This window comes from Pseudomonas sp. HN8-3 (assembly GCF_020790195.1).
GTDB classification, from domain to species: Bacteria; Pseudomonadota; Gammaproteobacteria; order Pseudomonadales; family Pseudomonadaceae; genus Aquipseudomonas; species Aquipseudomonas synxantha_A.
In genome coordinates this window covers 3,422,410-3,434,902 of the sequence record NZ_CP086206.1, presented here as the reverse complement: position 1 = coordinate 3,434,902, position 12,493 = coordinate 3,422,410, and the positions used below count along the sequence as shown (strand labels likewise).

At 60.5% G+C, this 12,493-nt stretch carries 14 protein-coding genes and 2 pseudogenes; 11 read left to right on the top strand and 5 right to left on the bottom strand.

Going from position 1 to position 12,493, the window contains the following annotated elements:
- Positions 1-4: 4 nt before the first annotated feature.
- The 8 genes from LJX92_RS14910 to LJX92_RS14875 all read left to right on the top strand — a co-directional run bounded on the left by LJX92_RS14910 (position 5) and on the right by LJX92_RS14875 (position 7,129).
- Positions 5-805, top strand: coding sequence for a carbohydrate ABC transporter permease (locus LJX92_RS14910; RefSeq protein ID WP_003232361.1), 801 nt, complete (start codon positions 5-7; stop codon positions 803-805).
- A gap of 11 nt (positions 806-816) precedes the next feature.
- The gene (locus LJX92_RS14905; RefSeq protein WP_003192011.1) at positions 817-1,089 is read left to right on the top strand and encodes a DUF2160 domain-containing protein; all 273 of its coding nucleotides are present in this window, start codon (positions 817-819) and stop codon (positions 1,087-1,089) included.
- A 32-nt stretch (positions 1,090-1,121) separates the two neighbouring features.
- Positions 1,122-2,864, top strand: a complete 1,743-nt coding sequence (locus LJX92_RS14900; RefSeq protein WP_003192009.1) for an ABC transporter substrate-binding protein — start codon at positions 1,122-1,124, stop codon at positions 2,862-2,864.
- Between the two features lie 148 nt (positions 2,865-3,012).
- Positions 3,013-3,207: a stability determinant gene (locus tag LJX92_RS14895; RefSeq protein WP_228308503.1), complete on the top strand. Its 195-nt coding sequence runs from the start codon at positions 3,013-3,015 to the stop codon at positions 3,205-3,207.
- Complete coding sequence (locus tag LJX92_RS14890; protein WP_032880728.1) at positions 3,207-3,482, top strand: type II toxin-antitoxin system RelE/ParE family toxin; 276 nt, start codon at positions 3,207-3,209, stop codon at positions 3,480-3,482. Before LJX92_RS14895 ends, LJX92_RS14890 begins: the two co-directional genes overlap by 1 nt.
- A gap of 186 nt (positions 3,483-3,668) precedes the next feature.
- On the top strand, positions 3,669-5,048 hold the full coding sequence (locus LJX92_RS14885; protein ID WP_228308502.1) for an iron-containing redox enzyme family protein: 1,380 nt from the start codon (positions 3,669-3,671) through the stop codon (positions 5,046-5,048).
- Positions 5,049-5,059: 11 nt separating this feature from the next.
- On the top strand, positions 5,060-6,004 hold the full coding sequence (locus tag LJX92_RS14880) for a methyltransferase (RefSeq protein WP_228308501.1): 945 nt from the start codon (positions 5,060-5,062) through the stop codon (positions 6,002-6,004).
- A gap of 6 nt (positions 6,005-6,010) precedes the next feature.
- The gene (locus tag LJX92_RS14875; protein ID WP_228308500.1) at positions 6,011-7,129 is read left to right on the top strand and encodes a carboxylate-amine ligase; all 1,119 of its coding nucleotides are present in this window, start codon (positions 6,011-6,013) and stop codon (positions 7,127-7,129) included.
- Between the two features lie 29 nt (positions 7,130-7,158).
- Here LJX92_RS14875 and LJX92_RS14870 read toward each other — a convergent pair whose 3' ends face one another.
- Together LJX92_RS14870 and LJX92_RS14865 are read right to left on the bottom strand one after the other, a co-directional pair.
- Positions 7,159-7,590 (bottom strand): hypothetical protein, encoded by a 432-nt coding sequence (locus LJX92_RS14870; protein ID WP_228308499.1) that lies wholly within the window; start codon positions 7,588-7,590, stop codon positions 7,159-7,161.
- Between the two features lie 92 nt (positions 7,591-7,682).
- A complete protein-coding gene (locus tag LJX92_RS14865; RefSeq protein ID WP_228308498.1) occupies positions 7,683-8,471 on the bottom strand; it encodes an AraC family transcriptional regulator in 789 nt (262 codons plus the stop codon).
- Between the two features lie 85 nt (positions 8,472-8,556).
- Between LJX92_RS14865 and LJX92_RS14860 the strand changes: the two genes are divergently transcribed.
- The 3 genes from LJX92_RS14860 (at position 8,557) to LJX92_RS14850 (ending at position 11,301) form a co-directional block, all read left to right on the top strand.
- Entirely contained in the window at positions 8,557-9,555 is a 999-nt protein-coding gene (locus tag LJX92_RS14860) for a bile acid:sodium symporter family protein (protein WP_148853876.1), read from the top strand.
- An 86-nt stretch (positions 9,556-9,641) separates the two neighbouring features.
- Positions 9,642-10,004, top strand: a complete 363-nt coding sequence (locus tag LJX92_RS14855) for a type 1 fimbrial protein (RefSeq protein WP_228308497.1) — start codon at positions 9,642-9,644, stop codon at positions 10,002-10,004.
- 112 nt (positions 10,005-10,116) lie between these two features.
- Complete coding sequence (locus LJX92_RS14850) at positions 10,117-11,301, top strand: sugar transporter (RefSeq protein WP_228308496.1); 1,185 nt, start codon at positions 10,117-10,119, stop codon at positions 11,299-11,301.
- Between the two features lie 152 nt (positions 11,302-11,453).
- Here the strand turns inward: LJX92_RS14850 and LJX92_RS14845 are convergent, their stop codons facing one another.
- The 3 genes and pseudogenes from LJX92_RS14845 to LJX92_RS14835 all read right to left on the bottom strand — a co-directional run.
- Positions 11,454-11,675 carry a hypothetical protein gene (locus LJX92_RS14845; protein ID WP_032880737.1) on the bottom strand — a complete coding sequence of 74 codons (222 nt, stop codon included), beginning with the start codon at positions 11,673-11,675 and terminating at the stop codon, positions 11,454-11,456.
- 248 nt (positions 11,676-11,923) lie between these two features.
- Positions 11,924-12,076 (bottom strand): annotated as a pseudogene (locus tag LJX92_RS14840) (NAD(P)/FAD-dependent oxidoreductase); the annotation flags it as partial.
- 35 nt (positions 12,077-12,111) lie between these two features.
- Positions 12,112-12,258 (bottom strand): annotated as a pseudogene (locus tag LJX92_RS14835) (ABC transporter substrate-binding protein); the annotation flags it as partial.
- Positions 12,259-12,493: the final 235 nt, after the last annotated feature.

The window sequence follows — 12,493 nt, the reverse complement described above, 5'->3', positions numbered from 1 at the left end:
CAACATGAGCAAGCGCAAGCTTATTCCGTTACTGATTTATATCCTGTTCCTGCTGGTGCCGATCTACTGGCTGCTGAACATGTCGTTCAAGAGCAACACCGAAATCCTCGGCGGCCTGACCCTGTTTCCCCAGGATTTCACCCTGGCCAACTACAAAGTGATCTTCACCGACCCGAGCTGGTACACCGGCTATCTCAACTCGCTGTACTACGTGAGCCTGAACACGGTGATCTCTCTGAGCGTGGCGCTGCCGGCGGCCTATGCGTTCTCGCGCTACCGCTTCCTGGGTGACAAGCACCTGTTCTTCTGGCTGCTGACCAACCGCATGGCGCCGCCGGCGGTGTTTCTGCTGCCGTTTTTCCAGCTGTATTCCTCCATCGGCCTGTTCGATACGCACATCGCCGTGGCCCTGGCTCACTGCCTGTTCAACGTGCCGTTGGCGGTGTGGATCCTTGAAGGCTTCATGTCCGGCGTGCCCAAGGAAATCGACGAAACCGCCTACATCGATGGCTATAGTTTTCCCAAGTTCTTCGTGAAGATCTTTATTCCGTTGATCGGCTCCGGCATCGGGGTGACTGCGTTTTTCTGCTTTATGTTTTCCTGGGTCGAACTGCTGCTGGCGCGCACGCTGACTTCGGTCAACGCCAAGCCCATCGCGGCGGTAATGACCCGCACGGTCTCTGCGTCGGGTATTGATTGGGGGGTACTGGCGGCAGCGGGGGTATTGACTATCCTCCCGGGCATGTTGGTGATCTGGTTTGTTCGCAACCACGTGGCCAAGGGCTTTGCCCTGGGCCGGGTCTAGAGGAATCGATGATGGAATGGATGGCCTGGACCACCCCCACTGCGCTGTTCTTTGGTGGCATCGCCCTGATTCTGGCGGGCATGACCACCTGGGAACTGCGTTCGCCGAGCATTCCTCGGCGCGGGTTGCTGCCGATCAGCACCACCCGTGGTGATCGCTTGTTTATCGGTCTTCTCGGCAGCGCCTACCTGCATTTGCTGGTCATCGGCGTTACCGACTGGAGCATCTGGGTGGCGTCCGCGCTCTCCCTGTTATGGCTGTTGAGTGTGATGCGTTGGGGCTAATGCCCTTATGAATAAACAACCAGGAGGTCTCTATGTTGAATAAAAACAATAAGCTGCGACATAGCATTTCATTGGCCGCCGTACTGGCCCTCAGCGGTTTGAGCGCTTCGGCCTGGGCCGATGCGTATGAAGATGCCGCGAAAAAATGGATCGGCAGCGAGTTCAAACCCTCGACCCTCACCGAAGCCCAACAGCTTGAGGAGTTGAAGTGGTTTATCAAGGCGTCGGAGCCCTTCCGTGGGATGAAGATCAACGTGGTGTCGGAAACCCTCACCACCCACGAGTACGAATCCAAGGTACTGGCCAAGGCGTTCAGTGAAATTACCGGGATCAAGCTGACCCACGACCTGCTGCAGGAAGGCGACGTGGTGGAGAAGCTGCAAACCCAGATGCAGTCCGACAAGAATATCTATGACGGCTGGGTCAATGACTCGGACCTGATCGGTACGCACTTTCGCTACGGCAAGACCGAGTCCATCACCGACCTGATGGCCAACGAAGGCAAGGACTTCACCTCGCCAACCCTGGACCTCAAGGACTTTATCGGCCTGTCCTTCACCACCGCGCCGGACGGCAAGATCTATCAGCTGCCCGACCAGCAGTTCGCCAACCTCTACTGGTTCCGCGCCGACTGGTTCGAACGCCCGGAGCTGAAAGCCAAGTTCAAGGAAAAATACGGCTACGACCTCGGCGTCCCGGTGAACTGGTCGGCCTATGAAGACATCGCCAAATTCTTCAGCGAAGACGTCAAGGAAATCGACGGAAAGCGCATCTACGGGCACATGGACTACGGCAAGAAAGACCCGTCCCTGGGCTGGCGCTTTACCGATGCGTGGTTTTCCATGGCCGGCGGCGGTGACAAGGGTTTGCCCAACGGCTTGCCGGTGGACGAGTGGGGCATTCGTGTGGAGGACTGCCACCCGGTGGGTTCCAGCGTGACCCGCGGCGGCGACACCAACGGCCCGGCGGCGGTGTTCGCCACACAAAAATATGTGGATTGGATGAAAGCCTACGCGCCGCCGGAAGCGGCGGGCATGACCTTCTCCGAATCCGGCCCGGTGCCGTCCCAGGGCAACATTGCCCAGCAGATCTTCTGGTACACCGCGTTTACCGCCGACATGGTCAAGCCGGGCTTGCCGGTGGTGAATGCCGACGGTACGCCGAAATGGCGCATGGCGCCGTCGCCGGTCGGGCCGTACTGGGAAAAGGGCATGAAGAAGGGCTATCAGGACGTAGGCTCCTGGACCTTCCTCAAGTCCACGCCTGAAAAACAGAAACTCGCGGCCTGGCTGTACGCGCAGTTCGTGACCTCCAAAACCGTGTCGCTGAAGAAGACCATCGTTGGCCTGACGCCGATTCGGGAGTCTGATATCAACTCCCAAGCCATGACCGACATGGCGCCCAAGCTCGGTGGCCTGGTGGAGTTCTACCGCAGCCCGGCGCGCACCGAGTGGTCGCCAACCGGCACCAACGTGCCGGACTACCCACGCCTGGCGCAATTGTGGTGGAGCAACATCGCCGCCGCCGCCAGCGGCGAGAAAACCCCGCAACAGGCGCTGGACAATCTGGCCAAGGAGCAGGACGCGATCATGACGCGCCTGGAACGCTCCAAGGTGCAACCGGTGTGCGGCCCGAAAATGAACCCCGAGCGTGACGCGCAATACTGGTTCGACCAGCCGGGCGCGCCGAAGCCGAAACTGGCAAACGAGAAGCCCAAGGGTGAAACCGTGAACTACAACGATCTGCTTAAACAGTGGGAGGCGGCGCGCAAGTAACAGCGCTGAGTGAGTACGACGCAACGGCACGTTTACGTGCCGTTTTGTTTGAAGCTTGAAGTGCGACACCCTGCATTTCATCCGGTGGTTCGAGACAGCCTGCCAGGTTACGACTAAACTGCTGAGCATTCATACAGGAGGTTATCTGATGGGTGTTCCACTTTCCCCAATTGTTTCCGAGTTTGAAACCGAAGAGCAGGCGAGTAGTCATGATCTCTGGTTTCGTAAAAAAGTCGAAAAAAGCTTGGCCAACCCCGGCCCCGGTGTACCTCATGACGAGGTCATGGCACGAGTTGAGGCGATTATTCTGAAAGCAGAGCTTGAGCAGCGGGCCAAGGCTTGATGTTGGCCGTTGTTTGGCTTGACGAAGCCATCGGCGACCTGATTGATATCGTGACTTTTATCGCAGCAGAAAACCCCGGCGCTGCACGACGCATCAAGACCCGCCTGGAAGGCGCGCCTCTACCATTGGCTGAGCACCCCTATCTGTATCCGTGCGGCCGGGTCCCAGGTACTCGTGAGGTGGTTGTACATCCCAATTATGTGCTGGTGTATAGAGTGACTGCTGAGCGGATCGAAATAGTCAACGTATTGCACGCCCGGCAAGAATATCCCTGAGCCTCCCGCCTTCGTATTTCATCAGCGAGCGCCTTCACTGCGACCGCTTATCCGCCCCTTCATAACCTCATTTGAATTTTCCGCACGCCCCGACGCTCTGCATTCTAGAAGCGCGTGAAGTTGAGCGCTCTTGCGGGGCCACCTTGTGGAAGGCCCGTTGTAACGGACTTTGCGGAAACTGCCATCATGACACTCCTTACAGCGCTGTCAGGCCAGCCGGCCTCTCTCACCGACTCGGCCCAAGGCCACCATCAACGGGTGTATCGACAGCTGTACGGCGAAACGCCAGACGCCGCCGAACTGGCGCGTGACTACCTGCAGGATCAATTGGCCCAGGTAGAGGAAACCGACTGCGACTTGCCTGAAGCGCCCGAACACCTGGCGGCCTGGGTCGAACAGCGCTGCGCCGTCGTGGCCCAGGCCTATGCCGACTACCTTGAGCAGCGCCAGCAAGGCCGGCCACGGCGTTATTTTCACAACAAAGCCCACGCGTTGTATGTCCTGCAGCGTGTGGCACCGACCAAACAGGTGGATGGCGCCTGGCTCTACGGCCTGCTGCACTATTGGCAAGACCAGCGCTTCGACGGCTTGCTCACTACCTATCTGGAGGAATTGGGCGACGGTGAAGCCGCGCAGAACCACGTGGTGATCTATCGCAAGTTGCTCAGCGACCACGATGCCGACAGCGAAGCCGGCCTTGAGGACGAGCACTACCTGCAAGGTGCGCTGCAGCTGGCCCTGGGCCTGTGCGCCGACCAATTCCTGCCGGAAGTCATCGGCTACAACCTGGGCTACGAACAGTTGCCGCTGCACCTGCTGATCACCGCTTACGAACTCAGCGAACTGGGCATCGACCCCTATTACTTCACCCTCCACGTGACCATCGATAACGCCAGCAGCGGCCACGCCAGCAAGGCCGCGCAATCGGTGTTGGGCCTGCTGCCGCTGGGCGAGGGCAGGGCCGCGTTCTACCGCCGCGTCGCCGCTGGGTATCGCCTCAACGATCTTGGCCCGGGTACCACGGCTGTCATCCAGCAGTTCAACCTGCACGACGAAGTGGTCGCGATGCTTGAGCGCAAACGCACTTTCGGCCAGCACATGCATTCGGACTACTGCCGCTTCGAAGGCAAGACCGTCAACCAATGGCTGGCCAAGCCGGGGCAGATCGGCGATTTCCTCACAGCCTTGCAGGACAAGGGCTGGATCAAGCGCAACCAGGACCCCGCCGACAGCCGTTTCTGGCAGTTGATCGAGGGGGCCGGCGCGGCGATGTTCGGGGTATTCAGCGCGGCGGAAAAACAGCTGCTGCATGACTGGATCGCCGGTGACTGGGCCAGCGGCCAGCGCGTGCCGCCGGTTCGACCGGGGCGCGGCAGTCGACTTGCCCGCGAGCAGCAATGCCCGGCGGACCCCGACACCCAGGCCCTGGCCGATTCACTGTGGAACCTGCCCGACGAGCAACAGCTCAGTGCGCTGATCCCATGGATGTCAGCGCGGCGCCACAGCAGCCCCGCAGGCTTGTACGCCACCCGCCGCTTTATCCAACTGCGTGCGCGTTTGCGCTAAGGAATGTGCCTATGTCTGCCCAACAACTCGCTGATCGTGCCTTGCTGAACCTGGGCCGGGGGTTGAAGGAAAGCGGTTACCGCTTCATTACGCCGACGCCCTTGACCCATGAGCGCGTCTACCGGCGTTTGGCGACGCCGCTGGCGATGACGCTGCGCGACGTATTCGGCTGGTCGATGCCGTTCGACCACGACCTGTTGCCCGAGGCGTTTCGCGAAGAGTTGCAGCAAGCCGATGTGATCGAAAAGCACGATGCCTTATGGCGCAGCACGGTGCGTTGGTCGAGCCTCGACGATCTGCTGTTCGCCCATTCGCCGTATCCCACGGTACAAGCGGATGCGGTGTTCTTCGGCCCCGACAGCTACCGTTTTGCCCAGGTGATCGAAGCCCATTTGCAGCAGCGTTTCGAACCGCTCAAGCGTGCGGTGGACATTGGCTGTGGCGCCGGTGTGGGTGCCTTGGTGGTTGCCCGGGCCAGGCATGACGCCCAGGTGCTGGCGGTGGACATCAACCCGCGTGCCCTGCGCCTGACCGCCGTGAACGCCGAGCTGGCCGGGTTGAATAATGTCAGCGTGTACCACAGTGACGTGCTGGCCAGCGTCGAAGGGCAGTTCGACCTGATCGTCGCCAACCCGCCGTACATGAATGATGACCGCCAGCGTGCCTATCGCCATGGTGGCGGGGCGTTGGGGGAGCAGCTGTCGGTGCGAATCGTCAGCGAATCCCTCGCACGCCTGGCCCTGGGCGGCAGCCTGTTGCTGTATACCGGAGTGGCGATGGTGGCGGGTGGCGATCCTTTCCTTGGCGCGGTCAAGCCGTTGCTGGGCAGTGATGCCTACGGCTGGACCTACCGCGAACTGGATCCTGATGTCTTCGGCGAGGAGCTGGAAAAACCTGGCTATGAACGTGTGGAGCGCATCGCGGTGGTTGCGCTCACCGTTACCCGACTGCGTTGACCCTTGATGCTCACTTTCGGCATCGAAGAAGAATACTTCATCACCAATCTGCACACTCGCCGGATGCTCGGCGAGCCTTCGACAGCGGTGCTGGCGGCGTGTCGTGAGGCGATCGGCGCGGGCTTTGCGTATGAAATGTTCCAGGGCCAGATCGAGGTCGCGTCACCGGTATTCAGTGCCAGCGCTGAAGCCGCGGATTACCTGGCGACAGTGCGCCGCAATCTGGCGCAGCGCCTGGGTGAATTTGGCCTCGGCGTGGTGTGTGCCGGCAGCCATCCGTTGGCCGACTGGCGCGAACAGCGGCCTACTGACCAAGCCCATTTCCAGCAGTTGTTCGACGATATTCAATACGTAGCGCGGCGCAGCGTATTGTGCGGGCTGCATGTGCACGTGCAGGTGCCGCACACCCATGACCGCATCGCCGTGATGAACCAGGTGTCACCGTGGCTGCCGCTGCTGTTGCTGCTCAGTTGCTCCTCGCCATTGTGGGATGGCGCGCCCAGCGGCTTTATGAGCTACCGCCAGGGCGCTTGTGATGAATGGCCGCGCATGGGCGTGCCGGAACATTTCGCCGACTGGAACGAATACCTGCGCTACCTCGCGTTGCTGCATCGCATGGGTGCAATCAAGGCCGATGGCAACGGCTGGTGGGGCATCCGCCCGGCGGCGCGTTACCCAACCCTTGAACTGCGCATGACCGACGCCTGCCCGCGGTTGGCGGATGCCCTGGCCCTGGCCACGCTGTTTCGCGTCATGGTCACCCATGCCTGCGGCCTTGAGCGACCCGGCGCCGGGTTCTGTGCGCAAACGCGCTGGCTGCTCAAGGAAAATCGCTGGCAGGCCAAACGCTACGGCGCGGGCGGCCACTTTGCGTTGGACGACACAGGCGCCATGGGCAGCGCCGAACAATGGTTGCACTGCGCGCGCCAGACGTTCGGTGCCACCGCAGAGGCCCTGAGCGAGCCGCGGCTGTTCGATACGCTGCAAGCGCTGCTGCGGCGCGGCAACAGTGCCACCGAACAGTTACGTTGGTACGCCCAGGCCCGCGCCGACGGTGCCGATGAGGTGGGCAGCCTGGGCAGCGTGGTCGACCATTTGCTCGCTCAGAGTCGCGGCGACCATTGATGGGCTGCGCACAGGCGCCTTTTGATGTGTCAGGCCATGGCTTGCGGCTGAATACGCAACTCGCCGTCCACATCCTTGACCAAGCCACTGGCCACGAACAACGGCGCCAGGCGCTTGTGCAACTGCGGCTCGACAAACTCCTTGACCGTGTCCAGCACCAGCACGCCACTGAGCGGCAACTCGGCCTTGGTGTACGACAGCCATGCCTTTTTCAACGCCATCAACACATCGCTGCCCGCCGTCGAAGCGAAACGGCGATGCACCGGCTTGGCGTCGAAAGTGAAGGTGTGCTGGAACTCATAGTCGCTTTCGTCACCGCCACTGGCAGCGCAACGCACGCACGTGCAGGGGCCATCGCCGAAGGCGCTGCGCAGGTAGGCGTTGAAGTCCACCACGGGCTTGAGTGACAGGCGCTTATCGACCTCGAACAGGTCCCCGGTCATTTTTTCGTCAGTGTTCAACGTCCATTTCCTCGCAGTCGGTTGCTGTGTTTCAAAGCGCGGCACAATACCAGCCGAGCGTGGGTTTGGGGATTATTTGCGTCGTGGGAGGGTCAGCGGAAGAACTCACCGGGGGTGGAATCGAACTGCTGACGAAATGCATTGATAAACGCTGAGGTCGATTCATAGCCACACCCCAACGCCACATCTGTCACCCGCTCGCCTCGCTCCAGGGCGGGCAGGGCGCTCAGCAGTCGCAGGCGCTGGCGCCACGCGCGAAACGTCAGCCCAGTGTCCTTGAGGAACAAGCGGCTGAGGGTCTTTTCGCTGACGCCCAGACTGGGGCTCCAATCCCCCAGGGTGGTCTGCTGCTCGGGGTGCAGGTTCAAGCTGCGGTAAATCTGCCGTAGCCGCGGGTCATGGGGTAGCGGCAGCATCAAATCCACCTGGGGGGCGGCTGCAAGTTGGTCGAGCAGCACCTGGGCCAGGCGCCCATCCGGCCCATCTTCAGCATATTCCACCGGCACTTGGCTGAAATTACGGATCAACTCGCGCAACAAACTGCTCACTTCCAGCACCTGACACCGTTCGGCCGCCCAGGCAGTGACGCTGCAATCGAGGTACAAGCTGCGCATTTCGGTATGGGGCGAACTGAACACACGATGGGGCATGCCTGCCGGAATCCAGACGGCGCGCTGCGGGGGCGCGACGAAACGGCCGACGCTGGTGTGGATCTCCAGCACCCCGGAAATCGCGTAGGACAACTGCACCCACGGGTGGCTGTGCCGTCTTGTCAGCGCACGATTGGGCAAGGATTCGGTACGCCCATACACCGGCCGTGGCAGGCTGGAAAGCCCGGGCACACTGCGCCGCACGGTTTTTTCATGTCCTTTTGGCGGCATTTACTGGCTCATTGGCGTTAGTCGGTAAAGGATCGTTACGTTAGAGTCGCCGGGACGCTCTTGGCAACCCCTGGAAGATTTGCTTATGACCCGCCCGCGCTTTCTGCCCGACAACTTCACCCTGACCCTGATCGCCACAGTGATCCTTGCCTCCCTGCTGCCGGCCAGCGGCCAGACCGCCGTGGCCTTCGGCTGGGTGACCAACCTGGCCATCGCGCTGCTGTTTTTCCTGCACGGCGCCAAGCTGTCGCGCCAGGCCATCGTCGCCGGCGCCGGCCACTGGCGCCTGCATCTGTTGGTGTTCAGCCTGACCTTTGTGCTGTTCCCGTTGCTGGGCCTGGCGCTCAAGCCGGTGCTGTCGCCGCTGATCGGCACTGAGCTGTACATGGGCATGCTCTATCTGTGCGCGTTGCCGGCCACTGTGCAATCAGCGATTGCCTTCACGTCCCTGGCCCGCGGCAATATCCCGGCGGCGATTTGCAGTGCGGCGGCTTCCAGCCTGTTCGGTATCTTCCTGACCCCGCTGCTGGTGGCGCTGCTGCTGAACGTACACGGCGATGGCGGCTCCACCGTCGACGCGATCCTGAAGATCAGCGTGCAGTTGCTGCTGCCATTCATTGCCGGGCAAATCGCCCGCCGCTGGATCGGCGACTGGGTCGGGCGCAACAAATCCTGGCTGAAATTTGTCGACCAGGGCTCGATCCTGCTGGTGGTCTATGGCGCATTCAGCGAAGCGGTCAATGAGGGCATCTGGCACCAGATCCCTCTGTGGCAACTGGGCGGTCTGGTAGTTGCCTGCTGCGTATTGCTCGCGTTGGTGCTGGTAGCGTCCACGTTGTTGGGCAAGGCATTCGGTTTCAGCCAGGAAGACCGCATCACCATCCTGTTCTGCGGCTCGAAGAAAAGCCTGGCGACCGGCGTGCCCATGGCGCAGGTGCTGTTCGCCGGGGCGAGCATGGGCGTGCTGATTTTACCGTTGATGCTGTTTCACCAGATCCAGCTGATGGTGTGCGCGGCGCTGGCTCAGCGTTATGCCCAGCGCCCGGAAACCATCCCTGAGTTGATGGGGCAGGTGGATCCGTGATGCACCTCTCATTCCCAGACAAATAAGCTCAAGTTAACCGCTGCGCCGACGACTAACTTCTTACTAACCCAAGAAGGAGTCTCGGCATGAACGTTCGTCGATTTGCGGTAGTGACAGGCCTTCTTTGCCTATGGGCAAGCACCTGCGGCGCGGCGCAGACAGTCGGGCAGGGCACGATCAGGTTCACTGGCGCCATCGTCGAGCCGGGGTGTGCGACAAATGCGCGCAGCGGGTCGGTGATGGAACTGCGCGGCTGTGCCAGACTGAGTCGCGGCAGCCGCTTCGAGGTGCGCCATGTGGCGCCGGTGGCCAGCGTCAATGCGGCCCATGTGCGGCTGGTGGCAGACAGCGGCGAGGGGCGCTATTACGACCAGCGCTATCTGCTGGTAGACGCTGCCGGCAAGCCCATTGAGTCCGGCAACTACATCATTACCATGACGTCGCCATAAGCCATCGGGCGACGATCCGCATCAACAGCCGTGCGAGAAACCTATAGAATGCTCGGCGGCGGCGCTTGTCCTGGGTGGCCGCTTGATCATCGCCAGAGTACCCCGCCCGTCAATGAGCCTTTCAGCCTCAACCCCCCAAGCCAATTGGCAACCGGTCATCGCCCTCGCGCTGGCCGCGTTTGTGTTCAATACCACCGAATTCGTGCCTGTCGGGTTGCTCAGCGCCATTGGCGCCAGCTTCGACATGCCCGTGGCCAGCGTCGGTCTGATGCTCACCATCTATGCGTGGATCGTGTCCCTGACCTCGCTGCCGGTGATGCTGCTGACCCGCAACGTCGAACGGCGCAAGCTGCTGATCGTATTGTTTGGCCTGTTTATCGCCAGCCATATCCTCTCCAGCGTCGCCACCAGCTTCGGCCTGCTGATGGTCAGTCGCGTCGGCATCGCCCTGGCCCATGCCCTGTTCTGGTCGATCACCGCCTCGCTGGCCGTGCGCCTGGCGCCGGAGGGCAAGCAGGTGCAGGCCCTTGGCCTGTTGGCCACGGGCACGTCCCTGGCGATGGTGCTGGGCATTCCCTTAGGCCGCCTGCTTGGCGAGGCCATGGGCTGGCGTACCACGTTTCTGGTGATCGCCGCGTTCGCCGCGGCCCTGGTGTTCTGGCTGGCGCGCACCCTGCCGCCGTTGCCGAGCCAGAACTCCGGCTCCCTGCGTAGCCTGCCGCTGCTGTTCAAGCGCCCTGCACTGGTGGCGCTCTACGTGCTGACCGCGATGACCGTCACCGCGCAATTTACCGCTTACAGCTACATCGAACCCTTCGTCGAAGGCGTCGCCGGGCTGGGTGGCAGTGCGGTGACGTTGATTCTCTTGGTGTTTGGTGGTGCCGGCATTATCGGCTCGTTGTTGTTCAGCCTGGTGCACCGCTTCAACCCGCACCTGTTCGTGATCGGCGCAGTGTTCATCCTCGCCGCGTGCCTGGCGCTGATGCTGCCGTTGAGCGGTGCTGAATCCTACCTGGTGGTGTTGAGCATTTTCTGGGGCATGGCGATCATGGGCTTTGGCCTGGCCATGCAGTCCAAAGTGCTGGTGCTTGCACCGGACGCCACCGACGTGGCCATGGCGATGTTCTCCGGTATCTACAACATCGGCATCGGCGGTGGCGCGTTGATGGGCAGTTGGGTCGGCAGCCACTTCGGCTTCGCCTGGATCGGCGCGGCGGGCGGGTTGCTGGCGGCGCTGGCGTTGGTGGGATATTGCCTGGCGATTCGGCGGTTTGGGACGGGTGTGGTGACGCAATAGTGGGATTCGAGTGTAGCCAGGCATTCCTCATGTAGTGAGGCACCTAGAGGGCAGTGAAGTAAGCGCGGTGCATACAAATACCACAGGGGATTTATCAATAGATAAAATCCCCTGTGGTTGTTTTTGGGGTAAGGACCACTTTGCTTGGTGTATCAATATTCGTCTCTATCTCTTGGTTCGTCGTCGTCTTGAGCTTCCCAATCGTCAATGACTTGCTCGATGCGGCTTAGGGAATCGTAAGTTAGGGTGCTAGCTTCCCCATCTTTTTCAAAGCGGTAAGCTTCTGATTGGTCGACTAATTTGTCGCCTTCATAACGCCCTCCTGTTAGATCTTTATGTATGTCATATCCTTTATAGTTTTTTACAAATGCCATGTCAGTACTCCTTGTATAAGGCTTGGCTGAAGTGAACGGCTATTCAGTTATAAATCTTCAATAGGTAGTGAAGTATTGAAGTGATTTAAAGGTAGAGGGAGTAAGTGTGGTTGGGTACTGTCATAATTGACAGTTTTTTAGATGGTTTAGCTATATTAGGGTTATTCATACACAGGCGACTATACGGCTGCAAAGGGGCCGAGCCGGGATTAGAGTCCGGCGCGGTCTCTCGGCGGAACATAATGCTTCACCCCGCCGGCATCCACCGAGGCCACCGAAGTATTCAGTATCCATTGCAGTCCCAATTCCCGGCTGGCTTCGATGATTGACGGGCGTGTGCCATCGCCCATGGATGCTGCGATTTGCGGGCCGCGGTCCACCACGATTACCCGAATATCGGCCAGCTGACGTCGATGTGGTCGGCGTTGAGGGCTTATTCCAGGGTGCCCTGGGTTTTCAGCAGGGTGATCAGGGTTGAGGATTTCTGATAGCCGATACGCAGGGTCTCCTGGGCGTCGGCGCTCACGGCGATGGAGAAAACCAGCGATCCTAATACAGCAGCAAACGGGCGGCGAAGGGTCATGAGCGGCTCGATATTCAACGGAATGAGCCGAAGCATAAGGTTCTGAAAACCGGTTGATAAATACCCTTTCGATCTGAGCTTAAGGACACTTGGGGCATTCTCCATTGACTGACTGTGCATCTGCCAGATCGGGCCATGAGCAATCATTCGTTGAGGCGACACAGGCCAAAATGTGGGAGGGAGCAAGCCCCCTCCCACAGGTGTGACATGGACGATCATCGCCGCAGTACTGGTA